The sequence below is a fragment of the Actinophytocola sp. genome (assembly GCF_050699935.1).
Lineage (GTDB): Bacteria > Actinomycetota > Actinomycetes > Mycobacteriales > Pseudonocardiaceae > Actinophytocola.
The window spans coordinates 1-24,418 of record NZ_JBOHGB010000064.1 but is presented as its reverse complement, the minus strand read 5'-3'; the positions used below and the strand labels follow the sequence as shown (position 1 = coordinate 24,418).

Sequence of the window (24,418 nt, the reverse complement as noted above, 5' to 3'; positions counted from 1 at the left end):
GGTCATGCAAAGCTCCAGGCGCTTGCCACGAGTTGCTCGAGGTCGGCGAGCCTTTGTCGGATCACACCACGGTCATCGCGTCGCACCACAAGCGCCGCGAGATCAGCCAGCTCGTGCCACGCCGACAGTTTGTTTGTTGGGCGGGCGGCACACCTTTGGCGGTTCCGTCCCTCGCCGAGGTACCCAAATCTTGTCTTGCGAGGCACGGCGATAATGGAGGTGTGGCCGGATTGCGGCGAGCGGGGTGGATCGTCAGCGTGGCGTGCGGTGTGGTGCTGGTGGCAGTCGGTGGGTTGATGGTGTGGAAAGGCCTCGACGCCGCCGACAAGATCGGCAGCGTGATCGGCGCGTTGAGCGGGGTGATCGGTCTGGGGTTGGCCGCCTACGGCGTGGTGTCGACCCGGCGCGCGGGCCCGACAGCACCGTCGGTGTCGAATACGGTCGAGGGCTCGACCATCGGCGGATCGAACGTGCAGATTGGTCACGTGGGCCGGGACGCGCGGATTGAGCGGAGCGAGTAGTGGAGTTGTCCCGCGGCCACCGCAACTCCGTCGCCGGGTCGTGGATCAACGGACCGAACATCCAGATCGGCGCTGCGGAGAACGTGACGCTGGCGTTGGACGGCGAGCCGTACCAGGTGCAGTGGCTTGAGCCGGTGCCGCGGTCGAGCTGGGTACCCAAACACCGGCGGACACCGAGCTACTTGCTCGACCCGCGCCGTGAGGTCGTGCCCTACTGGCCACGACCGGACATCGAGCGCGCGCTGACCGGGTGGCGTGATGCCGTGGATGCCCCGGCGTCGGTCTTGCTGTTGCACGGTCCGGGCGGACAGGGCAAGACGCGGCTCGCGAACGCGTTCGCGGGCAACAGCCATGAGCGATGCTGGCGGGTGGCCCGAGCGGTGTCGAAGGCGGTGTCACCGGCCGACGTGCTGGATCACGGACCGCCGACGAGCGGTGTCGGCGGTCCTGCGTTGGTCGTCGTCGACTACGCCGAGCGCTGGCCACTCGACGCTCTGGTGTCCATGATCCGCTCGGTGACGACCCGCAACCGCGAGCACCTGGTGCGGATCCTGCTGCTGGCGCGGACCCGCGCCCATGTCTGGACATCGCTTCGGCCGGAGCTCGATCGTTTGCCGCTCGAGCTCGCGGAGCCGCTCGAAGTGGCCGATCTGGTCAGTGGCCTCGCCGACCGGGCTGCGGCGTTCACCGTTGCCGCGCAAGAGTTCCAAGCCGCGATGGAGCTGTCGTCGACCGGCGTCCCGGTTCCGGACCTCGACGCACCGGAGTTCGGCTCGGTCCTCAATTTGCACATGTCCGCGCTGGCCGCGGTCTGCGCCGACCACGACCAGGTGCGGCGCCCAGAACTCACCGAGCTCTCCGGCTTCCTGCTGAATCACGAAGCCCGCTACTGGCCCAACGGCACCGCCGGCGTGACCCGGGACGACGCGGCTTCCAGCGTTTTCCTCGCCACCCTGTTCGGCCCTCTCCCCGACGCCGAACTTGCGCGCACGCTGCTGGCGTCTGCAGCTTTTTCGGACACCAGCCCTCGCGCCCTGATCAGTTGGCACGACACGCTCTACCCCGACCGGCTGTCACATGACGCCACGACCGAGGCCGCGCTCGTGCCGCTCCGACCGGACCGCCTCGGCGAGGACTTCGTCGCGCGGCGCCTCGCCGATCACCCGCGGGCGGCGGAAACCCTCGAACGGTTGCTGCTGCGCTGGTCGGACGATCCCGACGATCCCGTGACCACCGACGCACTGCGCCGGTGCCTGATCGTCCTGGCCGCGGCCGCGGACCGGCACGAGGTCGTCCGACCCGTCCTGTGGGCGGTCCTCGAACAGTCGCAGAGCCTTGCGACCCAGGTCAGCGGTCCAGTGTTGCTGACGTTGATCGCTGCCGCTCCGGTGGCTCTGTGCGGCACAGTCCTCTTGCGGTTGCCCGAGTACCGCACGGACCTGCTGCAGACCGCGGCGGCGCTGGCAAAGCACGTCGTCCGTCACCTGCGCGCCGACGCCGATCCGAATCTGCGCGTGGAACTCCTCACGCAGCAGACACGGAGGCTGAGGTACGCGGGCGATCGGAAAGGCGCGCTCGCGTCAGCCTTCCAAGCAGCCCAGGAAAGCGGCGAACTCGCGAAACGCGACCCCGCCACTTACTTGCCCGCCTACGGGTCGAGCTTGACCAATTTCGGAAACCAGCTCTCCGACGCAGGCGAGCGGCAAGCCGCGATCACCCCGGCCCGCGAAGCAGTGACGATCTTCCGCTACCTCGCCGAGGCAGGCCCTGATCACCAAGACAGCTTGGCGGCAAGCCTGAACAACCTCAGTGCTCAGCTCGCCGAAGCAGGCGACAAGCAGGGCGCACTCGGGCCCGCACGCGAGGCGCTCGCCATCCGCAGGGAGCTCGCTGAAGCCGATCCACTGGCCTTCCGGCCACCCCTCGCCGCCACCTTGCAAAACTTCGGTGTGCGGCTCGGTGAGGCCGGGCACACGCGAGACGCAGTCGAACCAGTCGGCGAAGCGGTGGCATTGCTTGGCGAGCTCGTTGAAACCAACGCCGCCGAGTTCGCCCCCAAGTTGGCGCTCGCGCTCAACAACTACGGCAACCTGCTGGCAGCGGCCGGCAGGTTGGCAACTGCTGTCGGCCCGACCCGGGAAGCCGTTGTGCTCTACCGGAAACTCGTAGAATCGGATCCCCTGGCGCACCGCGCCGAACTGGCCCGGAGCCTGAGCAACCTGGGACTCTGGCTGGCGCGCAACGGCGATGTGACGGCGAGCTTCGCTCCCGCCGAAGAGGCGGTAGCCCTCTACCGCGAGGTCGCCGCGGTCGATCCTGGCGCCTTCCTGCCGGAACTCGCCAGGTGTCTGGCCGTCCTCGGGACCGCGTTCAGCCGAGCTGGTCGTGGACAAGCAGCCCTCGATGCTGTTGGCGAGGCAGTCGTGCTCTACCGCGAACTAGCCGCAGCCGACCCCGCCCCGGTTCGCGCGGCCTTGGCGGCCAGTCTGGATGACTTGAGCCAATATCAGGCGGACCAAGGCGCTGCGCACGCCGCACTTACCACCGCCGAGGAAGCTGTCTGCCTCTACCGCGAGCTCATCGAAACCGAGCCCTTGGTGCACCGCCCGAGACTTGGCAGAGCATTGGACCGGCTCAGCCGGCGGCTGCACATGACAGCCAACGGACCCGCCGCCGTTACCGTCGCGCAGGAAGCCGTCGCCCTGCAACGCGAACTCGCCGAAACCGACCCTGACTGCCGTCAGAGTCTTGCCGAGGACTTGCTCAACCTGTTCGTCCTCCTCACCTGCATCGGCGATGAGGAAGCCGGTCACGCCGCGCTGGCAGAAGCAGGAGCAATCACAAGCGAAATCACTGGCGACAGGCCCACCTTCCACGTCGCAATCGAGCAAGGCCTGTGGGGAATCGCTTGGACGCAGTCGGACAAGGATCGGCTGAAAGGCGCGTACGCGGAGAAACCCGACCAGACATAGCGAAGCCCCACAGCACAACGCCGAGTGGGTCACAGAGACCCACTCAGCGTCGGATGCGGTGGCGGTGGCATTTGAACCCACGGAGGACGTAAACCCGCCTCAGCCACTACGAACAAAGCGGCTACTCACCTAACTGCCGTCGCAGTACCAGCTCAAGCAGTCGCAGGCAAGCAATGATCTAGCACATCGCCCGCCCCGAGACGACATCCGTGACGCACCCAATCGCTCATCGGCAGAAGCGGACGTTGGAGCTGGTGCTTCCCAAAATACGGTCTGCGGCCGTCTGGCTCGCTTGCTGTTGATCGAGTTGCGGTGTCTCCCCTTAGGGGGCATCACGGTGTCGACCTATCGACCGTTTCAGGGAGGCTGTCATGGCATGGGTAGAGCAAGTGGGGCAGCACTCGTGGCGCGTGCGCTACCGCACCGATAGTGGCTACGGCTCCGTGTCGGGCTTCGACAGCCACAAGGTGGCGCAGGATTACCTGCAGGACATGCGCGTCGACCGGCGTCGCGGGACCTGGCTGGACCCGGCCGGTGCGAAGATTCGACTCGGCAAGTGGGTCGAGCGGTGGATCGAAACGATCGACGTGGAAAACCCGAACCGAGGAGAACTACCGCCGGTGCCTGCGGCTGCACATCCTGCCACGTTGGGGCAGCCTCGGCCTGGGTGAAATCACCGCCTCGGCCGTGACCAGATGGTTGAAACAGCTCCGCCAGCAGTACGCGGCGTCCACCGTCGTCACACTCCGCACCATCCTCTCGATGATCCTCGATGACGCCGTCGACGACCGCCTCATCCCCGCCAACCCCGTGCGCCGGCGACGTCGGCGCGGCCGACGCCGCGACTATGCTCCCACCCCACGTGAGCGGGTGTAGGCCATGCCCGAGCAGGTGCTACGCATCGCCGAGCAGGCCACCCGGCTGGGCGGCCCATCTGCTGGGCTGCTTGTGATCACCACCGCGTGGACCGGCTGCCGGTGGGGCGAGATCGCCGGGCTACAACGTGACCACGTGGACCTCGACCGCAGCGTGATCACCATCGATCCGACATTGGCGCACTGCACGAGTCCGCGCATCAGTTATGGCTCGGGCCGCCGAAGACACCGGCGTCGGCTCGCACCATCACCCTCCCCCGTTCTTGATCGCGCAACTCGGCGAGCACCTCGCCCACAGCAAAGGCTCGTTCGTGTTCACGAGCCGCCACGGCCACCCGCTATGGCGCAGCACCTTCGATCGTCGGGTCTTCCGCCCCGCAGTCGACGGCAACGCCCAGAAAGCCACCCAGCCAGTACGACCAGGCCTGACCTTTCATGGGCTTCGGCACAGTCACAAGACCTGGCTCATCGCCGACAACATGCCGGAAATCGCCCAAGCTCGACGCCTCGGCCACCACCTCGCTAACCGACTCGTCGAGGTCTACAGCGACGTCGCACCCGAAATCGAAACCCGCCTCCTCGCCAGCCTGGAACGCCGCTGGAAGCAAGCCACAGCCAACAAACGATCTCGCTGCGCGCCGCGACGCCGACGTGACCCCCACACGGCCCCCGCGCAGCGCACCACCCTCCGCTCCAACCGATCAACTCGGAAACAGAAGGTCAACGTCAGTAGCAACTGGACATTCACACCAGACATCCGCACTGGCAGTGCTCCAGAATCGCTCCACTTGAGTACCGCCAACGGCCACCACCGACCGTGGCTACCGATCATCGCAGAACTGCGAGACGTCCTCCGACCAGGCAAAACGTCCGGTCGACGAGAATTGATCAAGAAGTGGAGCTGAGGGGGCTCGAGCCCCTGACCCCCACACTGCCAGTCTGGTGTGGACAGTGACTCTCACCTGCATCTTTACCGTATCACCACGTCAAACCCGTTGCAACCACTGCGGTTGAGTGCACCTGACTGCAGTTCAGCGTTGTTGGACGCGCGCCCGTGCTCCAGGTCTGCTCCAGTCCGATCCGGTGTGAAGACCGGGCTCCCGTGATCGTGATCGCCCTGCTCGGCCCGATCTACCACCTGCTCGACCGGGCCGACCGGGTCCGCGCGTACGCCGAGGCGCGCCGCGTCGTCCGTGCCGGCGGCGTGGTGCTGGCCGCGGCGATCAGCCGCTGCGCGCCGATGTACGAGACGCTGCTGAACGGCATGGCCGACCGGCCGGACTTCGTCGACATGATGCGCGCCGAGCTAGCGACCGGCGAACGCCGCGGCGTGCTCGACCTCGTGGGCTTCACCACGGTTTACTTCCACCGGCCCGAGGAGCTGCCCGGCGAGGTCGCCGACGCGGGCCTGCACCTCGACGACCTCTACGCCGTGGAGGGCATGACGCACTGGATGCCCGACATCGAGCAGCGACTGTCCGATCCGGATGGTCGGGCGCTGGTGCTCGAGCTGGCCGCACGCACCGAGCGCGAGCCCTCGATTCTCGGCGCCACCCCGCATGTGCTCGTCGCCGCGCACCGGTAAACCGCTTGCCCCGGTGTGCTGGACTTTCCGCATGGACCGTGCGGCCGCGCTGGCGGCGTTCGACGAGCAGCTCCGCGAAACCGTCTGGCCAGGCCTCGGCGTCGGCCGACTCGAACGGGTCGGCAACATGATCCGCTGCGTCAGTCCCTGGCCGGACGGCTGGAACGGCATCGACTGGTCCGACCTCGCCTCGTCGACCGCCGACGCGGCGATCGCCGAGCAGGTCGCCTACTTCACCGGCCTGGTCGGTGGTTCGAGTGGAAGTACTACACCCACGACAAACCGAACGACCTGCCCGACCGGCTGCGCGCGGCCGGGCTCCAGCCCGGCGAGGAGGCGGCCCTGATGGTCGCCGACATCGCGGACCTCCCGACCAACCTGCCCGCGCCCGAGGGCATCGAGCTTCGCACGGCCACCGATGACGCCGGCCTGTGGCTGGTCAAGCATGTACAGGAGGAGGTCTTCGGCGGCGACTTCGCATCGGGGATCGCCAGCCTGCGCGAGCGGTTGGCCAGGGACCCGAACGCGCTCGCCATCGTGCTCGCGATGGCTGACGGGAACCCGGTGTGCGCGTCGCGGGTGGACTTCCACGAGGGCACCGACTTCGCCAGCCTCTGGGCGGCGGCACGCTGCCCAATGGCGCCGGCGCGGCATATACCGCGCGGTGGTGGGCTTCCGCGCCGGGCTGGCCGCCGAGCGGGGCTTCACCTACCTACGCATCGACGCCCTGCCGATCAGCCAGCCGATCCTGGAGAGACTCGGCTTCGTCCGGATCAGCACGACCATCCCCTTCACGACGCCAGAGTGACGCCGGTGCATCGGCGTGCCCACGGCATGGGTCAGGCGGCCGCGAACACCGCCTCGATCAGCGCCGACGACCGCGGGTCGACGACCCCGCCGGGCAGCATCTGGTTGACCACGCAGCCGAACGCGACCCCACGCTCCGGGTGCGCGAAGCCGACCGAGCCGCCGAGCTCGTAGTGCCCGAACGACCCCGGGCCGGCCATCGGGCGTAGCGGGTAGGACAGCTGGAAGCCGAGCCCGAACCGGCTCGCGAAGCCCAGCACGCGGTCGGTCCCCTCGGCCTGCGGTGTCGTGGCGTCGGCCAGCGTCCGCGCCGACAGCAGCCGTACGCCGTGCACCTCGGCGAGGCACGCGGCGTATATCGTGGCCAGTGCGTGGGCGGTCGACATGCCGTTCGCCGCGGGGATCTGCGCGGCCCAGGCGCTCCGGTCGTTCATCACGGCGAAGAGGCCGTTCGGCACGAAGAAAGCCTTGTGCGCCAGCTGGTTCGGGTCCAGCATCAGCGCGGCCAGCGGGTCCGGCGGCGCGCCCGGCGCGGGCGGCGGCGCCAACACCAGTGGCGCCACACGGTCCATTTCGGACTCCGGCAGGCCGACGTACAGGTCGATGCCGAGCGGCTCCGCGATCTCCTCGCGCACGAGCTCGCCCGGTTCAGGCCGGTGACGCGGGCTAGCACCTCGCCGACCAGCCAGCCGTAGATCAGCGTGGTAGCCGTGCGCGTGCCCGGCTCCCACACCGGCGCCTGCGCGGCGAGTGCCTCGACCATCGGGGTCCACCGGTACACGTCGTCCATCGCGATGACCGGGTCGACGTGCGGCAGGCCGGCCTGGTGGGTGAGCAGCCAGCGCACCGGAACCTCCGCCTTGCCTGCGGCGGCGAACTCCGGCCAGTACGTCGCGACCGGAGCGTCGAGGTCCAGTTCGCCGCGCTCGACGAGGCGCAACGCGCAGATCGCCATCGCGCCATTGGTCGCCGACGCCACCATCTGCAGCGCGCGCCGCGTGTAGGGCTCGTCGCTGGCCGGCGAGACGAGCCCACCGACCAGGTCGACGACCTCATGCCCACCGACCCACACGGTGCACGCCGCCCCGACGTCGCCGCCCACCGTGAAGTTCGCCTCGAACACCTCGCGGACCCGCTCGAACCCGGGCGCGACCGTGCCGTTCACCTCATCCATGCGGGCAGACTAGCCAGCACCGAACGTCGGCCCACAAACGAAGGCGCCTGACCTGGAGCCGACCGCCTGGCAACCGATCGAATCGGCGAGTCTTGGCTTGCCAACCCGCCACGGGTAGGTTAATGGCGACCTCGCGACGGGCCAATGTGGAGGCGCAGTGGAAAACCAGTCGCCGAGCCAACCGAATTACGTGTTACGGGCCCTGGAGCGCTTCGCCGAATATGGTGACCGGGAAGCTGTCATCGGCCGGGGTCGCCGATTGACCTACGCGGACCTTGCCACCGGCGTGCTGTCGGTCGCCGCGGCTCTGCGGGCGAACGGTGTTCGGTCCGGCACGGCGGTCGGGGTATTGGTCACGCACCCGCCGGAGGCTCCCATCCTCCAGCTCGCGATGCACCTGATCGGCAGCCGTTCGGCGTGGATCGATCCCGCCGCGCTGCGCCGGGAGGTGGACGACTACCTGCGCCTGGTGCCGCCGGATGTGTTGATCTACGACCCGAGCACGCACGAGGAGCAGGGCGAGCAGCTCGGTGCCCGGCTCGGGGTGCCGCTGCTGTGCCTCGGCGCCGACGGGCAAGGCCCGAACCTCCTCGCACCGCGGCCGGACGCGCCGAGCCCCGCCGATCTCCTCGGCGCGGACGAGCCGCAGTCGGTGTTCCAGACCAGCGGCACGACCGGGGTACCGAAATCCGTGCATCATCGCCAAGATCTCTACCAGCAACTGGACGTTCTCGCCCAGGAGCTGCTCGACGCGGGCGAGCGGAACGTCCACCATCTCACCCAGACCCCGCTGTGGCATCCGGCCGGCCAGATCTCCGCGCTGCTCTACCTGTTCTGCGGGGGGCTGCTGGTGATCATGGAGAAGTTCCATGTCGGAGATTTCTGCGCCACCATCGAGCGGGAGCGGGTGAGCTCGGTGTTCATCTCGCCACCGATGCTCTACCAGCTGCTCGATCACCCCGCCCTGGCCGACGCGGACCTGAGCAGCCTGAACCTGCTCTCCGTCGGCAGTTCCGCGGCCGCGCCGGACCGGCTGCGCCAGGGCGTCGCGCGGTTCGGCCCGATCCTGCGCATCACCTACGGGCTGAGCGAATGCCCGTTCATCTCGGCTTTTCCCGGTGTCGGCAGCGAGCCCGAGCACCCGCAGCGCCTTCTCTCGTGCGGCAAGCCGTACGGCGACGTGCGGGTGGAGATCCGCGGCGAATCCGGCGGCGTGCTCGGCACCGGCCAGGTCGGCGAGCTGTGGGTGGCCAGCCGGATGAACTTCGCCGGCTACTGGGGCCAGCCGGAGCTGACCGCCGAGACCATCGTCAACGGCTGGGTCCGCACCCGCGACCTCGGGTATGTCGACGCCGACGGATACCTCCACCTCGTCGGCCGCGTGCAGGACACGATCCTCACCGGGCCCGGCTCCAGGTGCATCTACCCCAGGCCGATCGAGGACGTGCTCGTCACCCACCCGAAGGTGCGCGCCGCGGCGGTCATCGGCGTGCCGGACGCGGAACTCGGCGAAGCGGGGCACGCGTTCGTGGTGCCGGATCCGGACGCGACGGTCACCGCCGAGGAGCTCACCGCGCTGGTGCGCCAGGAGCTGACCCCGGTGTGGGTGCCGCGCGGCATCCAGTTCGTCGACTCCCTCCCGCTGACCGGCATCGGCAAGGTCAACACGAAGGCATTGCGGGCCAGGTACGCCGCCGAGCACGGCGCGGCGTCCGACCCGATCGGCACCTCGGTGTGAGGCCGCGCGTCGGGTTCATCGCGCTGTTCGTCGCGGAGATCGTCTCCGCGCTCGGCAATCGTATGTCCATTGTGGCCATTCCCTGGCTGGTGTTGGTGACCACCGACAGCCCGGCCAAGATGGGGCTGGTCGCGGTCGGCCAGTTGCTGCCCTACCTGCTGGCCGGGGTGCTCGCGACCCCGCTCGCCGACCGGTTCGGGCTGCGGGCCGCGTCGATCGCGACCGATGTCGGCAGCGCGCTGGCGACGGCGGCGATCGCCGCGATCCCGGGTATCGGGTTCTCCGCGATTCTCGGGTTGGTGGCCGTCGCGGGCGCGTTACGGGGTGTCGGCGACCGGGCCAAGCACGTACTGCTGCGCCCGATGGCGGAGGCCGCCGGCGCGCGGATGGTGCGGGTGACCGCCGCGTACGAAGGGTTGGCCCGCGGCGCGATGCTGGTCGGTGCCCCGCTCGGCGGGTTGCTGATCTACTGGTTCGGCGCGCAGGGCGCGATCTGGGTGGACGCCGTGTCGTTCGCGGTTTGTGCGGCGATCGTCGCCGCGCTGGTGCGACCGCCGGCGGAACCGGACGTGGCACCCGTGTCGGAGCCGTACCTGCAGGCGCTGCGCGGTGGCGTCCGCTACCTGCGGCACGATCGATTGTTGCTCGGCCTGCTGGCGATGATCTTCCTCGCCAACCTCTTCAGTCAGGCCAGCACGGCGGTGTTCGTGCCGATCTGGGTGTCCGATGTGGTCGGCTCCCCCGCTTTGCTCGGCACGATCCTCGGCGCATTCGCCGCCGGCGCGGTGCTGGGCAGCATCCTGTTCACGGCGCTCGCGCCCACACTCCCGCAACGGACGACGTTCCTGATCGCGCTCGCCGTCGGCGGATCCCCGCAACTCCTGGTGCTGCTCAGCCACAACCTGCCGCTGGTGCTCGCGGTAACGTTCTGCTGTGGCGTGGCGATGGCATCGCTCAACCCGATTCTCGGTGCGATCCAATACGAACGGATCCCCACCCACCTACAGACCAGGGTCTTCGGGTTGGCGACCGCCATCTGCTACGCCGGCCTCCCGGTCGGCGGCGCCCTGGGCGGCCTCGCGGCCGCCGCCCTCGGCCTCAACCCCGCCATCCTGCTGGCCGGCTGCCTCTACCTCGCGGTGACCCTCGTGACGCTGTTCCGCCTGCGGTCGCGTGACCCCGCGATGCCCACCAGGCAGCCAAACAGCGGACATGGCCTGCCCCACGAGCGGACATGACTTTGCCGGAGCCCTGCCCCCAGGTTTCGCAGTTTCCCGTTCTGCTCGTGACGAATCATTAGATCTTACGTATAGCCTTCTTCATAAGGCCTATCTCCTGGAGAACTTTCTCCAGCTCCGGCTTAAGTTTGTCCTCGACAAGGTTGTCCAGAGTGTCTTCGAGCAGCCAGCCGCCACTGCATCAACTCGGCAAGTGGTTTGGACACGACTCCCTTCACCAACATAGAAAGGCAATCTCTGTAGGCCTTTAACCAATCAGACTTGTTGTGCACCCCTATCAGGGTGAGCAGTGCATGTGCCGGAGAGATCGTGCGACCGTCCGAGAGGACGACCACCGTGGTCACCGCAGCTTCCGCTGGTCCGCGTAAGGGCTCGAGGGCGTGCATGACTGTGTCGTCGACTCGCTCGCAGGTGAAGTGGCTGTGCAGCCGAATGTCATCGAAGCCGTAGTGGCGCCACCGAGCAGTGGTGGCTGGCGCTTGGTTGTAGGACCAGGGTAGATCTACCGGTGGTGCGGTGATCTCGTCTGTGGCGAGGGTAAGCGTGACATCCCCGCCCGGAGTTCGATTCACGGTGCACCGCGATCGTGTGTACCAGTCGGTTCCATCCCTCGGACATGAGCTGCGATCGCCAGAGATACGTTGTGCTCGTCCACTGCTTCACGACGTTCCGGGCGTGCGGGAACAGCTCACGCCCGGTGACCTCACCACCTGCCATCACGGTGAGGATCACAAAGTTCGCCGAGTAGGCTGCGTGCCTCGCCGGCACTCCGACGCGAACGGGTTGATAGTCGCTGTACTTCTGGTCGAGCCTGGCGTTGAGCGTGTGGTGGAAGAGCTCAAGCACCACCGCACGCATCCGGTGCCGCGTACTGTCCGGAACAGCGAAAACCTGCTCCGCCAGGAACGACACCGCGGTTCCCCGCGTGGACAGCGCGGCGAACGAGAGAATCGCGTACAAGAAGGAATCATCAACTGGATCGGGTCGGCTCCGGGTGGCGTTCAACTCAGCCGCCTTCGTCAACTCCGCCAACTCCCGGGCCACGAGCCGGGCAAAAGGTACTCGCTAAAGGTCGCGTGCAGGAACTCGTAGGTCTTCAACCGAGCGTTGTCTCGGCTGGCCTGCGCCTCGTGCACGAGGAAGAACCGGCCGATGACCGTCTGTGCCACGGTCAGCTCCGCACGCAGGCCACTGACTGGCCGGCCGCCGGCTCTCCAAGCAGCGCGAGGAGGTCCGCGTCGAGATCGGTCTCGGTCACCCACTGCCGGTTGCGGTTGAACATGGCGAACGCCGCCACCGACAACCGGGTCAGATCCCACTCGACGGCTCGGCCGAAGATCTCACCGCTCAACCCGGGATCGGTCCGTTCGATCACCGTCGCGTTGTCCGCAAGCTGATCCTCGATCTTCTCCAACTCCCGCGTGTTCGGGTTCCACGACAACCGCGCGTACGAGTCGTACACCGGCACCTCACGCACGCGACGGACCCGCCGCTGATGCGAATACATGGTCGGCGGGTGATCTTGGTTCTTGGTCCGTTGTGGATAGTGACACGCAAACCTGGAGCAAAACTGGCCAAGCGGCGCCTTTGGGTTGGCCGGTATCCCGTGGGAATGTCAGGGTGGGGTTATGTCCCTCACCCGGAGCACCACGCATCCTCCCACCGCACGCAACCCCCTGCGGTCACATGCCACGAACACCAACACCGTGACCGCACCAGGTGCGGTCACGACCGACCGATAAACGCGGTCACTTCACGCAGACAAAGCCACTGGATCCCGTAGCGCAGGCGAGCTCTTTCTTGAATACGCCGGTGCGGGTGAGTGGGTCACCGGTGAACGGGCTGTTGAACAGCCACGACGTCAACGGTGTGCTGGAAGCGCGTTCGATGGCGCTGGCCAGGGTCGCGACCCGCACATAGTCCGCAACGAGTCGGCGCAGATGGGTCATCGGTGGCGCCGACCAGCGGCGACCGTGCTCGCCGCCGGGAACGCCGACGCCGACAAGGCAGCCGTGGTGGGGCCGCTCGCCCACCACGTCGCGCGAACTGCCCTAGCGGTGCCGGGCCATCCGCTACGGTGCCCGCGTGGAATTCAGCGACGACGTTCTCGCGACCCTGACCTCGTCGACGTTCTGGCGGGTCTACACCTTCGACGAGAGCGACGGGTTCGACCTCGAGGGCGAGGCGGATCGGCTGCAGGAGCAGGTCGGCGAACTCGACCTGCACTTCCCGCCCGCCGCGTCGCTGCGGCTGACGCTCAACCTGGTCTTCGACATTGGCATGTACAGCCTGCTCCTGTCCTCGACCGACGAGGACGGGGCCGACCACCCGGACGACCACGTGGACTCCGCCGACGAGCTCGGTTACTGGGACCAGGTCCGGTGGGCGCCGTGGTGCCTGCGGTGGGAGGAGCTGAGGGCCGCCTTGGCGCCGTTGCCGGCGGGTGCCTCCGCCGATCTCGCGTTGCTGCTGCTGGCCCGGTTCGTCGGGCACGGGTTGGACGAGAGCGCACAGCTCGCCGAGCGTCGGCAGGACATCACCGCGGCGTTCGAGCGGCTGGGCCTCTTCCACGGCGCCGACGCCGCGGAGATGGCGACGCTCGTGCTGTCGGAGGTACCGGAACCGGACTACGCCTGGCAGCGCGACCCGAAACGGGGCTGGGTCTTCGGCGGCGACTATCCGTGCTACTCGCATCGCAACGCCGACCACGGCGTATTTCCCTTCGACCGCTGGGCCGAGTACCGCCGTTCCCTCGGGCTCGACTGACTCAGCCCCGGCCGCGAGCCGAGTGGTCATCGTGGACGGCAACCGGCGGTTCGGCGGACGGATTGGGGACTGACGCCGGTCGTGTTGCTACGCGGCGTCCGGTGACGTGAGCAGGAACGTGATGCGTGCCCTGGTGGTGTCGCCGAGTTTCAGTAGCGCGTCGTTGACCGCTTCGGCGACGACCCTGCCGAGGTCGTCCGTGGTGCGGCGGCGGGACCGGTCCGGATCGATGGTGATGTCGACGAGCTGTCCATCGCCTCGCATGGTCGCGGTGACCATGTTGCCCCGTGAGTGGCCGTGGACGATCACGTTCTCGATGTCATGCTGAACCTGCGCCATCGCGTCCCGCAGCCGATTCAGTCCCGCGATCAGCTCGCCGGAGGTGGGCAGGCAGTCGCCCGCATCGCCACTCCCGCCGCCAAAACGGTCGCCGCTCATCGGTGACTCCAATCGTCCTGACGTTCCACTGTGGCCCCGGTGGGGACGACGTCGTGGCCGCGACCGCCCGCGAGCGGTATCTATCCATAGGGGAGCAGCGTTCGGGTGCACCGGGTCGAGTGGCACGCGGAACCGGCCGAGGACGGCGGCGAGCCGGCCTCGGGGCCGCGTGGGGACGTTCGGATCCGTGCCGCCGCCACGTCCTGTACCCGACTCGTCCATAGCGGACTCGATGGCGCGAACGCCGATACCGAGGGAGATCGCCATGTCCAGGTTTCGTGTCGTCTTCGCGTGTTGGCTGGACGGCTTCGGGCGGTGCGCGTGGTCCGGCCCTGACGAAAGGTTCAGCACCGACAGGGCCACCGTCGGCGAGATGTCCATCGCGGCGAGCACCGCCGCCAGCGCGGTGCTGTACAGCGGTCGTTGCTCGGCCAGGACCTGCTTGTCAGTCACCGAATCTTCCCGCCACCGGCGCACCCCATCTCGAGCCCACCCGATCCCTGCCGGTCGTCACACCGCAATGCGTAGTAGCTCAATGGCACTGTCCGCATCAGGCCATCAGGCTCACCAAGCCCGGCCGCCCGCACGACCAGCCACGCCGCCCCGATTCGGGCGGTCGCGGTGTGGTGGAGGATGTGCCCGTGAAGGACATCAAGGACCGCCGAGTTCGGTCGCTGGTCAGGACGTACCGGGAGCTCGACGCTGAGCGGGTCGATTGGGAACGGAGCCGTGGTGCGCAAGGGCTCGCGGAGGCAGTCGAGGAGGGGGACTACAAGCAGGTTTGCCTGCGCGTGGACAACTTTGCCCGTGCCGGCCGTTGGGAGGGCATGAGGAGTGTGCTGCTCGGGTCGGTGGAGGGATGGCGTGACATCGAGCGATTCAGTGTCCTGACTGCCAGCTCGTACGGTGTGCTCGGTCTGTACAGTCCCCACTCCGCGGCGACGGTGGGAGGTGCACTGCTCCACCTCCTCGTCCTGGAGGCACCGGCTCCGGCGCGGCTGGCGGCCGACACCATCGTGCGCTTCCTTGAGGAGAGGCCGGATGAGGCGGCCGAGGTGGCACTTCCGCAGTTCGCCGTCTGGCTTGCGGGTGAGATGTTCGGTGACGGTTCCGGCGTCCGACCGGCCGATATCACCGGGCCGCTGGGCGACCTCGCGCGACGGGCCGACGAGCCGGAGTTGTCGTCGACGCTGAAGGCGGTCTGCGAGCACCATCTGTCCAACGTCGCCCTCACCGAAGACGACGGTGAGGAGTTCCTGAACTACGAACTGACGCCGGTCGAGCTCGCCGCCTTCGGCAAGCTGCGCAAGAAGCGGGGTTTGTCCGAGCCGATCGTCGACCATCCGTTGTTCCAGACATCACTTGCGATCCCGCCAGGGCCGCCGGCGCGCTATGTGCCGGTCAAGGACGAGCTGCTCGCGACGCTTCTGGATGTCGCCAAGCGAAACGGCAGGCTCCCCGCCAATTGGAGCCCGCTCGGCTTTCCGCCCATCGGAGCCGGAGCGACGGCGCGACCTTGCCGCCCGGCGACGACGCGGAGGACGCCTTCCTGCTCGCGCTCACGCGCTCGCCATTCAACTACCAGATCGACTGGAAGGTCACGAACGAGGCCGTGCTCGAAGACCTTGCCAACCAGAACGTGGCCACGGTCGACACCGAGATCGACATCCAGGGAAACGACGCCCATCTCCGACTGGAGACCGACCACGGTACGCGTCATAGCGTGATCCGCGACCTGGACAACCAGAATCAAGCTCAGGTCGCGGCGACACTCCTCGCAGCGGTTCCCGACAGCACGCGGGTCTACCGCCTCCTCAAGTACGCCAACGGAGATACCGAAGACCTGATGCTGCTCACCCACCAGAAAGTCACGGCGCTACGTGCCGCGTTGGGTCCGGTCTTCGACCAGCTGCTGGAGTACGTGCCGCCGCTTGACCCGGCAGACCCGCCATGAGGTCGACGCGGCGCGACGAGTAGCGCCAACACCACCACACGACCCCTCCCTTCACCATCGCCCTGATCTTGCGCACGCCGTTCCCCCGATCACCCAGATTCCGGCCCTCATCAAAGCCAGGAATCGCGGCAGGGCAACGACGTGCGCTCACCAAGCCACCCCCAATCACCCACTGATCAGGCGCTGATCAGCCGGTGCCACGTGCCATCGTGATCGCAGTAGCAACTCCGGGTCGCGAGGGCGTCCAGGATGCGACCCGCTCCGCGAACACGGTCGGGTTGATGTCACGACGATGGGAGCATGCCATCCACGCTGGTTGCGCCGAAGATGCTCCAGTCGTAGTCGAGTTGACACTCCACGAACACAGGCTTGACAGAGACTGGACCTGCACGGCCACCACGTCCCAGTCCGTAGCACTCTGTGCGGTTGTCGATGCGCTCGTCGGTGCAGTTCAGCGAATGAATGTGGCTGACCAGGGACCGGTCACCCACCACGCACCCCACCATCGACCCGCGCACAACCTGCCACACGCACCCAACGACCAGCCTGGGGACATCACCGCATCCCGACCGTTCGCGCGGTCAGCGGCTAACCCCAAGACCCGTGGTCAACAACAAGCCGTCCGGGCCACCGCCCTGGAGCAAACGTTTGACCCTGTTTCACCAGGGTCAGGGCCGTGCTCCAGTTTTGCTCCAGGTTTGCGTGTCACTATCCACAACGGACAGAGAAACAAGATCGCCCGCCAACCATATATCAGCAGGTCAGCGGGCGATACTGAATTCGATTCAGAAGTGGAGCTGAGGGGGCTCGAACCCCTGACCCCCACACTGCCAGTGTGGTGCGCTACCAGCTGCGCTACAGCCCCGTTCGCATGGTGCAGCCCCGTATGGCTCTCACCGTGCCTTCTACAAGTTACATGACTCTATGCGGTGCCCTGCAATCGGGTCGAGGTGGTTCCGTTGGCGGGGGTTGCGTGCTACACCCTTGGCGTGATCGCCGATGACGCCGTGAGCGTGCCGCTGGTGGAGCCCGATGCCGAGGGAGTCGCGCCCGACCTGCGGCGACAGGTTCAGCAGCAGCGCCTCGGGGAGCTCGTCGACCGGTTGCTCGCGGCCGGTGGGCTGCAGGCCGCGCGGCTCGCCGACAGCGGGGTCACGGGTGGCGCGGACGTGTCGCTCGACAGTCTCGGGCGGTTGCCGATGGTCACGAAGCGTGACCTCTGGGAGCACTACCCGCACGGGCTGCGGGCCGTCCCCGCTGAGGACGTCGTCTGCGTGCACGGGTCCTCCGGTACGGGTGGGCGGCCGACGTTGGTCCCCTACACCGCGCACGACGTCGACATCTGGGCACGGGTCATGGCGCGCGCGCTCGGCGGCGCCGGTGCGACCCGGCGGAGCATCGTGCACAACGCGTACGGGTACGGCCTGTTCACCGGCGGGCTCGGTGTCCACCACGGCGGCATTCGGCTCGGCGCCACGGTCGTCCCGATGTCGGGTGGGATGACCGAGCGGCAGATCCGAATGCTCGTGGACGTGCGACCGGACATCCTGACCTGCACGCCGTCCTACGCGATCTTCCTCGGGGAGGCCATGCGCGCCGCCGACGTCGAGGGCGACAGCCTGCGGGCGGGCCTCTTCGGCGCCGAGCCGTGGACCAACGAGATGCGCGTCCAGATCGAGCGCCTCCTCGGGCTGCGCGCGCTCGACATCTACGGGCTGTCCGAGATCATCGGGCCCGGCGTCGCCTGCGAGTCGCTCGACTCGGACGGCATGCTGAACGTCGCCGAGGACCACTTCTACGTCGAGGCGGTCGACTCCGACGGCGATCCCGTGCCGGACGGCACCCCCGGCGAGCTCGTGTTCACCACGCTCACCAAGACCGGCATGCCGCTGCTGCGTTACCGCTCCGGCGACGTCGCCGTGCTCGCCGGGCCGGTCCCGGGCGCGCCGCGCACGCTGCGGCGGATGTCCAAGCTGCTCGGCCGCACCGACGACATGCTCGTGGTCCGCGGCGTGAACGTCTTCCCCACCGAGATCGAGGCCGTGCTACTCGCCGACGAGCGGGTCAGCCCGCACTACCTCGTGGTCGAGGACCGCCGTGACGCCGCCCGGCCCGAGCTGCGTGTCGCGGTCGAGCCGGCCGTCACCGTCGACGAGGAGCGGCTCGCCGGCGAGCTGGACGCGGCGCTGCGCGAGCGGCTCGGCATCACCTGCGTCGTGCGGGTGCTGGCGCGGGGCAGCGTGCCGCGGACCGAGGTCGGCAAGGCCCGGCGGTTCGCTCGGTGGACCGGGGGCGAGGCACCGCTCGCCGGGATCGACTGACCCTCAGCGCGCGTCACCGAGCGCCTTGTCCAGCCACTTCGGATCGGACGTGTCGAGCACCTCCTGTCCCTTTGCGACGGTCGGTGTGCCGAAACCCCGCTGCCCGTCGAAGTCCTGCTGCAGGTACTCGGTCGAGCGCACCTCGTCCAGGTTGGCCTGCAGGATGCCGTTGTACTCGCCGCTGTCCACGCAGGACTTGAAGCTGGGGTCGGTGATGCCCAGATCCTTGCCCAGCCTGGCGAGCTGCTGTTTGTCCCAGCCTCGCGCGCCCTCCTCGGGCTGCGCGTCGAAGAGGCTCACGTGGAACGCGGGGAACCGGTCCGCGTCCGCGGCGCACAGGCCGGCGTTGGCGGAGTCCATGGAGTAGCCCGGCGGGTCCGACCTGTCGTTGAGCATCGGCAGCATGTGGTAACGCAGCCGCAGCGTGCCGTCCATGACGTGCTTCTCCAGGTCGTCGCCGTAGCTCTCCTCGAACGCGCGGCAGACCGGGCAGAGGAAGTCCTCGTACACATCCAAGGTCACGGTGGCGCCGTCCTCGCCCACGGCCACCACCGCCCCGTCGCGGTGCACCGGGTAGGTCGCCTCGTCGCCCGCTCCGGTGGCGGCGTCGTCGAGCTCGGTCGTGCCCTTGGCCGCGATCTCCTGGTCCTCGGTCGCGTTCTTCTTGTTGTTGGTGTAGATCACCCCGCCGAGCACGGCGCCGGCCAGCAGGACCACGACGACCACGCCGATGACGACCTTCTTGCGCTCGCCCGACTTGTGCTTCGCGACGGCCGGCGCGGTGCCCGTCCCGGTCTGCGCCTGGCGCCTCTTGCGCGCGCTGCGCTCTGCTCCACCCACCGATCAAGTCCTTCCATGCGTGTCGACCGGTTCGACCGGCGCGTCCCTGGTGGTCAGCCAACCATCCAGGGCGAGCAGGGTCCGCGGGCGGGCCAGCAACCAGCCCGCCAGCGCCAGGAAGCCGATATCCCGGGCGATCTCCTGCGGGTACCGCGTCTCGCCCGCCGCGACCTGGCCGCCGCCGCCGAAGCAGCCGCAGTCGATCGTCAGGCCGCGGGCCCACGACTGCGCCACCGCACCGATGAAGGCGAGCAGCACCAGCGCGGAGACGGCCGCCGTGAGCCGGGTGCCGAGCCCGACGAGCAGCAGGACGCCGAGCGCGAGCTCGAGGAACGGCACGCCACCGGCGACGATGCTCGCCAGGTCGGCGGGCAGCAGGTCGTAGGCCTGCACCGCGACATATGTCTGGTTGAGATCGCTCGCCTTGGTGACGCCGGAGATCAGCCACACCGCGGCCAGGCCCAGCCGGGCGAGGGTGCCGATCCCGTCGAGCACGCGCGCGGAGGGTCGAACCACGGTATCGACGCTACCGAAGCCGCCTTAGGGCACGCTGAGAGACCGTCCGCGCAGCTGCGCGACCACGACGCCGGCGACCACGCCGAACGCGACGTGGTCGGCGACCTGCGGCCAGCGGGCCAGCTCGCGGACCCGGGCGGTGCGCTCGCCCGGCACGCGGAGGTCGACCACCGCGATGGCGAGGCCGGCGATGGCGCCCCACCCGACGGTGCCCCGCCGCGGCAGCAGCCGGGCGAGCACCACGCCCCAGCCGAGCGAGATTCCACAGTGGACAGGCACGGCCGCGGCCAGCAGGCGGCCGGACCGGGTCTCGTGCGGCAGCAGCAGCGCCCCGGCGGCACGCGTGGCGGCGAGCGGATCCCGGCCGGTCAGGAGTGCGTGGACCGTGGAGGGCGCCCCGCTGAGCACGGCGGCGACCAGCCCAGCCCGGACTCCGATCCCGATGGTCGACACGGCTCCATCATGGCGTGGCACGCCGGCAGGTCGCGACGTCATGGCGTCGGCAGGTAGGTCCCGACGCGGGCGACGGCTCGAGCGTCTCCCCGCCGGGCACCCCACGAACCCGCTCGCTCTCGGCGATGACCAGGAGCGACCTGCCGCGCCGCACCGCGCTCATCTTCGTGACCTACGTGGTCAAGGGCTGGTGACGCAGTACGGCTCGCGGGTGGCGTGAATGGGGGATGTCCGGCCGGTACCTGGTGAGGAAGCTGGTCGAGGACAGCTGTCCACGAGTTGGATCTCCAGGGGAGTGCAGTGTGACCACAACCGAGGTTATCGATATGAGCGGTGTCAACTTGGGCCCCAAGGGCGGTGCCAATGGCGGCCCCAAGGGCAACGTGGCCGAGTTCACCACGGTGGACCGGGCGCCGGATTCGGCGTGGTTCATCGAGTTCATGGACATGGCCAACGCCATCCCGGAATACGGCAGGATTCGCCGTACCCTCGCCGCCCAGCTCGGGCAGCTGGGCGGAAAGTCCATTGTGGATGTCGGGTGTGGTACGGGAGACGACGCCCGCGAGTTGGCCAAGATGGTCGGGTCGTCCGGTTACGTCGTCGGTACCGACCTGAGCTCGGCCATGGTCGATGAGGCCCGCCGGCGGGGCACGGAGCCATGGCTGACCTTTCAGACCGCGGACGCGAATCAGCTGCCCTACCCCGACAACATCTTCCACGGGGCGCGGGCCAAGCTCGTGCTGATGCACTGTGCCGACATCACGGCCGCGGCCGCCGAGCTGGTGCGCGTGGTCCGGCCGGGTGGGCGGCTCGCCGTGTTCGACTACGACTTCGACACCGCCACCATCGACCACCCCGATGTCGAGGCCACCAGGGAGATCGTCCGGGTCACCTCCGACGGTCACCCGAACAACTGGAGCGGTCGGCAGCTGGTTCGCCGGTTCTCCGAACTCGGGATGTTCGAGATATCGATCAACCCGCACACCGTGGTGATGCCCTACAAGTTCTTCCGGCGGACCGTCGAGGGTCGGCTGGCCATGGCCATGGCCGACGGGAAGTTGTCGCTGTCACCGAGTGAGCTCGACAGCTGGTGGCAGACCCTGGCCGAAGCCGACCGGATCGGCCGGTTCTTCTGCAGCATCACCGGGTTCGCCATGGGGGCGACCGTGTCCCAGTGGTAACGGGTCGTACGGACAGCAAAAGATCCCCGGTGGTCGCGACCACCGGGGATCTTTTGTGCCGCCGCTACAGCCGTTCGGCGAGCAGGTCGGCCAGCTTCTCCGGCTGGGACAGGAACGGCGAGTGCCCGCTGTGCAGGTCGACCGAGTCGTTGACCCGCTCGACCATCCGGCGCTGCCCGTCAGGGTGCATCGCCTGGTCCTCGGTGGTGACGATGTACGACGTCGGGATCTTGCGCCATGCCGCGGCGCGGGCCTCCTGGCCGAAGGTGACCGCGTGCTGTGGCAGCAGCCTGGCCTCGGAGTCCGCGGCCACGTCCGCCGGGCAGTCGCTGTAGAACAGCCGGCTGCCGAAGCCCGGCTTGACGGTCAGCAGGCCGTCGGCCGCGTCGAGGAACGGCGGGGTGCCGTGGTTGCCGAACAGCCCGCTCAGCGACTCACCGACGTCGGCCGCGAACGAGGTGAGCAGCACGATGCGCTTCACGTTGTCCGGCCCGTCGGCCGCCTCGCTGGTCACGACGCCGCCGTACGCCGAGTGCGCCAGGATCACCACCGGACCGTTCACCCCGGTGATGGTCTCGCGCAGCAGGTCGACGTCCGAGCGCAGGTCACCCAGCTTCGCCGCGTCGGTGCCCTGGCTGGTCAGGTCGACCGCGACCGCCGGCACGCCACGCTCGGCCAGCACCTTCTCGAACGCCGTCCAGACCCAGGCGCCGTGCCAGGCGCCGTGCACCAGGACGACGGTGGGGTTGGTTGCCATCAATTTCCTCCTGTTGGGCTTGGCCCATAGTACTTTTCCACAGCGGCCTCAGCCCGCGCCACGTCCTCGTGGGTCAGCCTGGGTGCCGACTCACCGGGCTTGGCCGGGCGGCTGATGTCGATGAAGAACTTCTCGTGGCCGCCCGGCGTGTAGATGCGCAGCATTCTAGCCTGCTTCTCCGTGTTGTTCTTCCAGATGTGCTTCGTGCCGCGGGGCACGAACGCGTAGTCACCTTCCTTGATGACGAACGACTTTCCGTCGGCCGACACGTCGAACTCACCTTCGAGGACGTAGAACGACTCGTCGGCGTCCGAGTGCATGTGCTCCGGCGGACCATTCCCAGCCGGAACCCTGGTGTCCACGATCGCCAGCGCACCGTCCGTGGTCTCCGCCGTGGAGATGAACGTGTAGTGGGACATCTCCGGGCCACTACCGTCGACCAGGTCGGCCGGCGGCTCCTCTGGCACCCACAACGGAATTCCTTCGCCCGCCGGTACGTGCACTACTTCCTGCCGAGTGTCGCCGTTGCGGGTGGTGCCGTTGACTGAGGTCGACATCGTCACCTCCTGACATAGTGGGAGTCATTACCTCGGTGCTACACGCTGCCCGGAATGTCCTGCGGAAGCATCCCTCGATCACGCGATCTTGGGCGGGTAGCCGGCGGGTTTTGGAGCGACCTCACGTGAAGACGGGATGTGGCGAGCATGCCGTGCCCGGCAGGCTCGCCGGCAAGAAGACAACGTGAGGGAAGGTGCCGGAAATGAGCACGATGCTGTCCACGGTGAGGAACCCGTGGCGGATCTTCGGTCTGCTCGCCGCGGTGCAGTTCGTAGTGGTGCTCGACACCAGCATCGTCTACATCGCACTGCCGCCGATTCAGAGTGAACTCGGATTCTCCCCGCTCGGCCTGGCCTGGGTGATGGACGCCTACATGCTGGGCTTCGGCGGGTTCCTGCTGCTCGGCGGCCGGATCGCGGACTTGTTCGGGCGACGCCGCATGCTGCTGGTCGGGATGGTGTTGTTCATCCTCGCCTCGCTGGCGTGCGGCTTGTCGGAGTGGGCGTGGATGCTCGTCGCGGCCCGCGCCGCGCAAGGACTCACCGCCGCGGTGATCTCGCCGGCGGCGATGGCGCTGGTGACCGAGGTGTTCGAGGAAGGGCCGGACCGGTACAAGGCGCTGGGCATGTTCGGTGGGATCGGCGGCCTGGCCGGCGCGCTCGGCGTGTTGTTCGGTGGCCTGCTCACCACGATCGCATGGCAGTGGGCGTTCCTGATCAACGTGCCGGTCATGCTCGTGGTGCTGGCGTTCGTGGTGCGCATGGTGCCGACCGGGCGGCGCCTGGCCGGCGAGCGGATGGACCTGATCGGCGCGGTCCTGGGTAGCGGTGCACTGTGCGGGCTGCTGTACGGCGTGGTTCGGGGCAGCAGCCAGGGCTGGGGTTCGACCGGCACGCTGGTCACCTTCGGGATCGCCGTGGCGGCGCTTGGCGCCTTCGTCGCTCGCCAACTGCTCGCGTCGAGCCCGCTGGTGCCGCGGGCGTTGTTCCGGCTGCGCAACGTGATCGCCGGAAACATCGCCAACGCCGCGACCGGCGCGCTGATGTTCGGCCTGTTCTTCGTGGTCACCCTGTACCTGCAGCACGCCCGCGGGTTCGAGCCGCTGATCGCCGCGTTCGGCATGATGCCGATCAGCGTCGCGCTGTTCATCGGCTCGCAGGTCACCATTCGCCAGTTCGGCCGGATCAGCCCGGTGACCGCGTTGGCCGGTGGGCTCGGCCTGCAGGCGATCGGGCTGGGCTGGTGGGCGCTGACCCTCGGTGCCGGCAGCAACATGATCGTCTCGTTCGTGCTGCCGGGCATCGTGTTCGGCTTCGGGGTCGGCGCGGCGATCGTCGGGGCGTTCGTCACCTGCACCGCGGGTGTGCACGGTGCGACGCAGGGCGCGGCGTCCGGGCTGGTCAGCACCACGCTGCAGATCGGTGGCGCGGTCGGCGTCGCCCTGGCGAGCACGCTTGCCGGGCAGCGGACCGAGGCTCGGCTCGCCGAAGGCGGCATCGACCCGCTCGCCGCGCTCGCGTCCGGGCACGCCTGGGCGATCGGCTGGTCAGCGTTGCTCGCGGTGGCGGCGATTCCGGTTGTGCTGTGGCTGCGCGCTTCCTGGCGGCCGCCGGCACCGGCCCACCATGGTCCCGATCACGGGCACGAGGCCGCCGGCGGCGCGGGCGGCTCCGAGGTGGCTCAGGCGACGCACTAGAGCACGTCCCATTCGTACGCGGAAGAGC

29 protein-coding genes and 1 tRNA gene are annotated in these 24,418 nt (G+C 68.3%); 16 read left to right on the top strand and 14 right to left on the bottom strand.

The window, feature by feature from the left end; translation table 11 throughout:
* Nucleotides 1-221 precede the first annotated feature (221 nt).
* From ACRDTB_RS20815 to ACRDTB_RS20780, 8 genes are all read left to right on the top strand, one after another.
* Entirely contained in the window at nt 222-521 is a 300-nt protein-coding gene (locus ACRDTB_RS20815) for a hypothetical protein (protein WP_431432667.1), read from the top strand.
* Nucleotides 521-3,493, top strand: coding sequence for a tetratricopeptide repeat protein (locus ACRDTB_RS20810; protein WP_431432665.1), 2,973 nt, complete (start codon nt 521-523; stop codon nt 3,491-3,493). The genes ACRDTB_RS20815 and ACRDTB_RS20810 overlap by 1 nt, the downstream gene beginning before the upstream one ends.
* Before the next feature lie 371 nt (nt 3,494-3,864).
* Complete coding sequence (locus tag ACRDTB_RS20805) at nt 3,865-4,164, top strand: hypothetical protein (RefSeq protein ID WP_431432697.1); 300 nt, start codon at nt 3,865-3,867, stop codon at nt 4,162-4,164.
* Nucleotides 4,118-4,369, top strand: coding sequence for a hypothetical protein (locus tag ACRDTB_RS20800; RefSeq protein WP_431432689.1), 252 nt, complete (start codon nt 4,118-4,120; stop codon nt 4,367-4,369). The genes ACRDTB_RS20805 and ACRDTB_RS20800 overlap by 47 nt, the downstream gene beginning before the upstream one ends.
* 262 nt (nt 4,370-4,631) lie before the next feature.
* Nucleotides 4,632-5,273: a tyrosine-type recombinase/integrase gene (locus tag ACRDTB_RS20795; protein WP_431432663.1), complete on the top strand. Its 642-nt coding sequence runs from the start codon at nt 4,632-4,634 to the stop codon at nt 5,271-5,273.
* Nucleotides 5,274-5,470: 197 nt separating this feature from the next.
* Entirely contained in the window at nt 5,471-5,953 is a 483-nt protein-coding gene (locus tag ACRDTB_RS20790) for a hypothetical protein (protein WP_431432662.1), read from the top strand.
* A gap of 31 nt (nt 5,954-5,984) precedes the next feature.
* Nucleotides 5,985-6,299, top strand: coding sequence for a hypothetical protein (locus tag ACRDTB_RS20785; protein WP_431432660.1), 315 nt, complete (start codon nt 5,985-5,987; stop codon nt 6,297-6,299).
* A gap of 318 nt (nt 6,300-6,617) precedes the next feature.
* Nucleotides 6,618-6,761, top strand: coding sequence for a hypothetical protein (locus ACRDTB_RS20780; RefSeq protein WP_431432658.1), 144 nt, complete (start codon nt 6,618-6,620; stop codon nt 6,759-6,761).
* A gap of 31 nt (nt 6,762-6,792) precedes the next feature.
* On the opposite strand, the gene ACRDTB_RS20775 is transcribed toward ACRDTB_RS20780, so the two are convergent.
* Together ACRDTB_RS20775 and ACRDTB_RS20770 are read right to left on the bottom strand one after the other, a co-directional pair.
* Nucleotides 6,793-7,347: a serine hydrolase gene (locus ACRDTB_RS20775; RefSeq protein ID WP_431432687.1), complete on the bottom strand. Its 555-nt coding sequence runs from the start codon at nt 7,345-7,347 to the stop codon at nt 6,793-6,795.
* Nucleotides 7,257-7,934 (bottom strand): serine hydrolase domain-containing protein, encoded by a 678-nt coding sequence (locus tag ACRDTB_RS20770; protein WP_431432657.1) that lies wholly within the window; start codon nt 7,932-7,934, stop codon nt 7,257-7,259. Before ACRDTB_RS20770 ends, ACRDTB_RS20775 begins: the two co-directional genes overlap by 91 nt.
* A 157-nt stretch (nt 7,935-8,091) precedes the next feature.
* Here ACRDTB_RS20770 and ACRDTB_RS20765 point away from each other — a divergent pair, with 157 nt between their 5' ends.
* Complete coding sequence (locus ACRDTB_RS20765; protein ID WP_431432655.1) at nt 8,092-9,672, top strand: AMP-binding protein; 1,581 nt, start codon at nt 8,092-8,094, stop codon at nt 9,670-9,672.
* A complete protein-coding gene (locus ACRDTB_RS20760) occupies nt 9,669-10,910 on the top strand; it encodes an MFS transporter (RefSeq protein WP_431432653.1) in 1,242 nt (413 codons plus the stop codon). Before ACRDTB_RS20765 ends, ACRDTB_RS20760 begins: the two co-directional genes overlap by 4 nt.
* A 435-nt stretch (nt 10,911-11,345) precedes the next feature.
* Here the strand turns inward: ACRDTB_RS20760 and ACRDTB_RS20755 are convergent, their stop codons facing one another.
* The 4 genes from ACRDTB_RS20755 to ACRDTB_RS20740 form a co-directional block, all read right to left on the bottom strand.
* Nucleotides 11,346-11,870 carry a hypothetical protein gene (locus ACRDTB_RS20755; protein ID WP_431432652.1) on the bottom strand — a complete coding sequence of 175 codons (525 nt, stop codon included), beginning with the start codon at nt 11,868-11,870 and terminating at the stop codon, nt 11,346-11,348.
* A 59-nt stretch (nt 11,871-11,929) separates the two neighbouring features.
* The gene (locus tag ACRDTB_RS20750) at nt 11,930-12,079 is read right to left on the bottom strand and encodes a hypothetical protein (protein WP_431432651.1); all 150 of its coding nucleotides are present in this window, start codon (nt 12,077-12,079) and stop codon (nt 11,930-11,932) included.
* A gap of 2 nt (nt 12,080-12,081) precedes the next feature.
* Nucleotides 12,082-12,324 (bottom strand): hypothetical protein, encoded by a 243-nt coding sequence (locus tag ACRDTB_RS20745; protein ID WP_431432649.1) that lies wholly within the window; start codon nt 12,322-12,324, stop codon nt 12,082-12,084.
* Between the two features lie 334 nt (nt 12,325-12,658).
* Nucleotides 12,659-12,946, bottom strand: coding sequence for a hypothetical protein (locus ACRDTB_RS20740; protein ID WP_431432647.1), 288 nt, complete (start codon nt 12,944-12,946; stop codon nt 12,659-12,661).
* A 49-nt stretch (nt 12,947-12,995) separates the two neighbouring features.
* On the opposite strand from ACRDTB_RS20740, the gene ACRDTB_RS20735 reads away from it, so the two are divergent.
* Nucleotides 12,996-13,676, top strand: a complete 681-nt coding sequence (locus tag ACRDTB_RS20735) for a hypothetical protein (RefSeq protein WP_431432646.1) — start codon at nt 12,996-12,998, stop codon at nt 13,674-13,676.
* An 87-nt stretch (nt 13,677-13,763) separates the two neighbouring features.
* Here ACRDTB_RS20735 and ACRDTB_RS20730 read toward each other — a convergent pair whose 3' ends face one another.
* Together ACRDTB_RS20730 and ACRDTB_RS20725 are read right to left on the bottom strand one after the other, a co-directional pair.
* Complete coding sequence (locus ACRDTB_RS20730; protein ID WP_431432644.1) at nt 13,764-14,567, bottom strand: YbaB/EbfC family nucleoid-associated protein; 804 nt, start codon at nt 14,565-14,567, stop codon at nt 13,764-13,766.
* The gene (locus tag ACRDTB_RS20725; protein ID WP_431432643.1) at nt 14,564-15,457 is read right to left on the bottom strand and encodes a hypothetical protein; all 894 of its coding nucleotides are present in this window, start codon (nt 15,455-15,457) and stop codon (nt 14,564-14,566) included. Before ACRDTB_RS20725 ends, ACRDTB_RS20730 begins: the two co-directional genes overlap by 4 nt.
* Nucleotides 15,458-15,630: 173 nt before the next feature.
* Between ACRDTB_RS20725 and ACRDTB_RS20720 the strand changes: the two genes are divergently transcribed.
* Nucleotides 15,631-16,068 (top strand): hypothetical protein, encoded by a 438-nt coding sequence (locus tag ACRDTB_RS20720; protein ID WP_431432641.1) that lies wholly within the window; start codon nt 15,631-15,633, stop codon nt 16,066-16,068.
* 792 nt (nt 16,069-16,860) lie between these two features.
* Here the strand turns inward: ACRDTB_RS20720 and ACRDTB_RS20715 are convergent.
* Nucleotides 16,861-16,933: transfer RNA gene (locus ACRDTB_RS20715), tRNA-Ala, on the bottom strand.
* 124 nt (nt 16,934-17,057) lie between these two features.
* Between ACRDTB_RS20715 and ACRDTB_RS20710 the strand changes: the two genes are divergently transcribed.
* On the top strand, nt 17,058-18,389 hold the full coding sequence (locus tag ACRDTB_RS20710) for a phenylacetate--CoA ligase family protein (RefSeq protein WP_431432639.1): 1,332 nt from the start codon (nt 17,058-17,060) through the stop codon (nt 18,387-18,389).
* A 3-nt stretch (nt 18,390-18,392) separates the two neighbouring features.
* Here the strand turns inward: ACRDTB_RS20710 and ACRDTB_RS20705 are convergent, their stop codons facing one another.
* The 3 genes from ACRDTB_RS20705 to ACRDTB_RS20695 are packed head-to-tail and all read right to left on the bottom strand — an operon-like array spanning nt 18,393 to nt 20,198.
* On the bottom strand, nt 18,393-19,229 hold the full coding sequence (locus ACRDTB_RS20705; protein WP_431432637.1) for a DsbA family protein: 837 nt from the start codon (nt 19,227-19,229) through the stop codon (nt 18,393-18,395).
* 3 nt (nt 19,230-19,232) lie between these two features.
* On the bottom strand, nt 19,233-19,745 hold the full coding sequence (locus ACRDTB_RS20700) for a MauE/DoxX family redox-associated membrane protein (RefSeq protein ID WP_431432635.1): 513 nt from the start codon (nt 19,743-19,745) through the stop codon (nt 19,233-19,235).
* Nucleotides 19,746-19,769: 24 nt separating this feature from the next.
* Nucleotides 19,770-20,198, bottom strand: a complete 429-nt coding sequence (locus ACRDTB_RS20695) for a hypothetical protein (RefSeq protein WP_431432634.1) — start codon at nt 20,196-20,198, stop codon at nt 19,770-19,772.
* 14 nt (nt 20,199-20,212) lie between these two features.
* On the opposite strand from ACRDTB_RS20695, the gene ACRDTB_RS20690 reads away from it, so the two are divergent.
* Both ACRDTB_RS20690 and ACRDTB_RS20685 read left to right on the top strand, forming a co-directional pair.
* Nucleotides 20,213-20,392, top strand: a complete 180-nt coding sequence (locus tag ACRDTB_RS20690) for a hypothetical protein (RefSeq protein ID WP_431432632.1) — start codon at nt 20,213-20,215, stop codon at nt 20,390-20,392.
* A gap of 132 nt (nt 20,393-20,524) precedes the next feature.
* Complete coding sequence (locus ACRDTB_RS20685) at nt 20,525-21,379, top strand: methyltransferase domain-containing protein (protein WP_431432630.1); 855 nt, start codon at nt 20,525-20,527, stop codon at nt 21,377-21,379.
* A 64-nt stretch (nt 21,380-21,443) separates the two neighbouring features.
* Here the strand turns inward: ACRDTB_RS20685 and ACRDTB_RS20680 are convergent, their stop codons facing one another.
* Both ACRDTB_RS20680 and ACRDTB_RS20675 read right to left on the bottom strand, forming a co-directional pair.
* Nucleotides 21,444-22,136 carry an alpha/beta hydrolase gene (locus ACRDTB_RS20680; protein ID WP_431432628.1) on the bottom strand — a complete coding sequence of 231 codons (693 nt, stop codon included), beginning with the start codon at nt 22,134-22,136 and terminating at the stop codon, nt 21,444-21,446.
* Nucleotides 22,136-22,693 (bottom strand): cupin domain-containing protein, encoded by a 558-nt coding sequence (locus tag ACRDTB_RS20675; protein WP_431432626.1) that lies wholly within the window; start codon nt 22,691-22,693, stop codon nt 22,136-22,138. Before ACRDTB_RS20675 ends, ACRDTB_RS20680 begins: the two co-directional genes overlap by 1 nt.
* A 203-nt stretch (nt 22,694-22,896) precedes the next feature.
* Here ACRDTB_RS20675 and ACRDTB_RS20670 point away from each other — a divergent pair, with 203 nt between their 5' ends.
* The gene (locus ACRDTB_RS20670) at nt 22,897-24,390 is read left to right on the top strand and encodes an MFS transporter (protein ID WP_431432624.1); all 1,494 of its coding nucleotides are present in this window, start codon (nt 22,897-22,899) and stop codon (nt 24,388-24,390) included.
* Nucleotides 24,391-24,418: the final 28 nt, after the last annotated feature.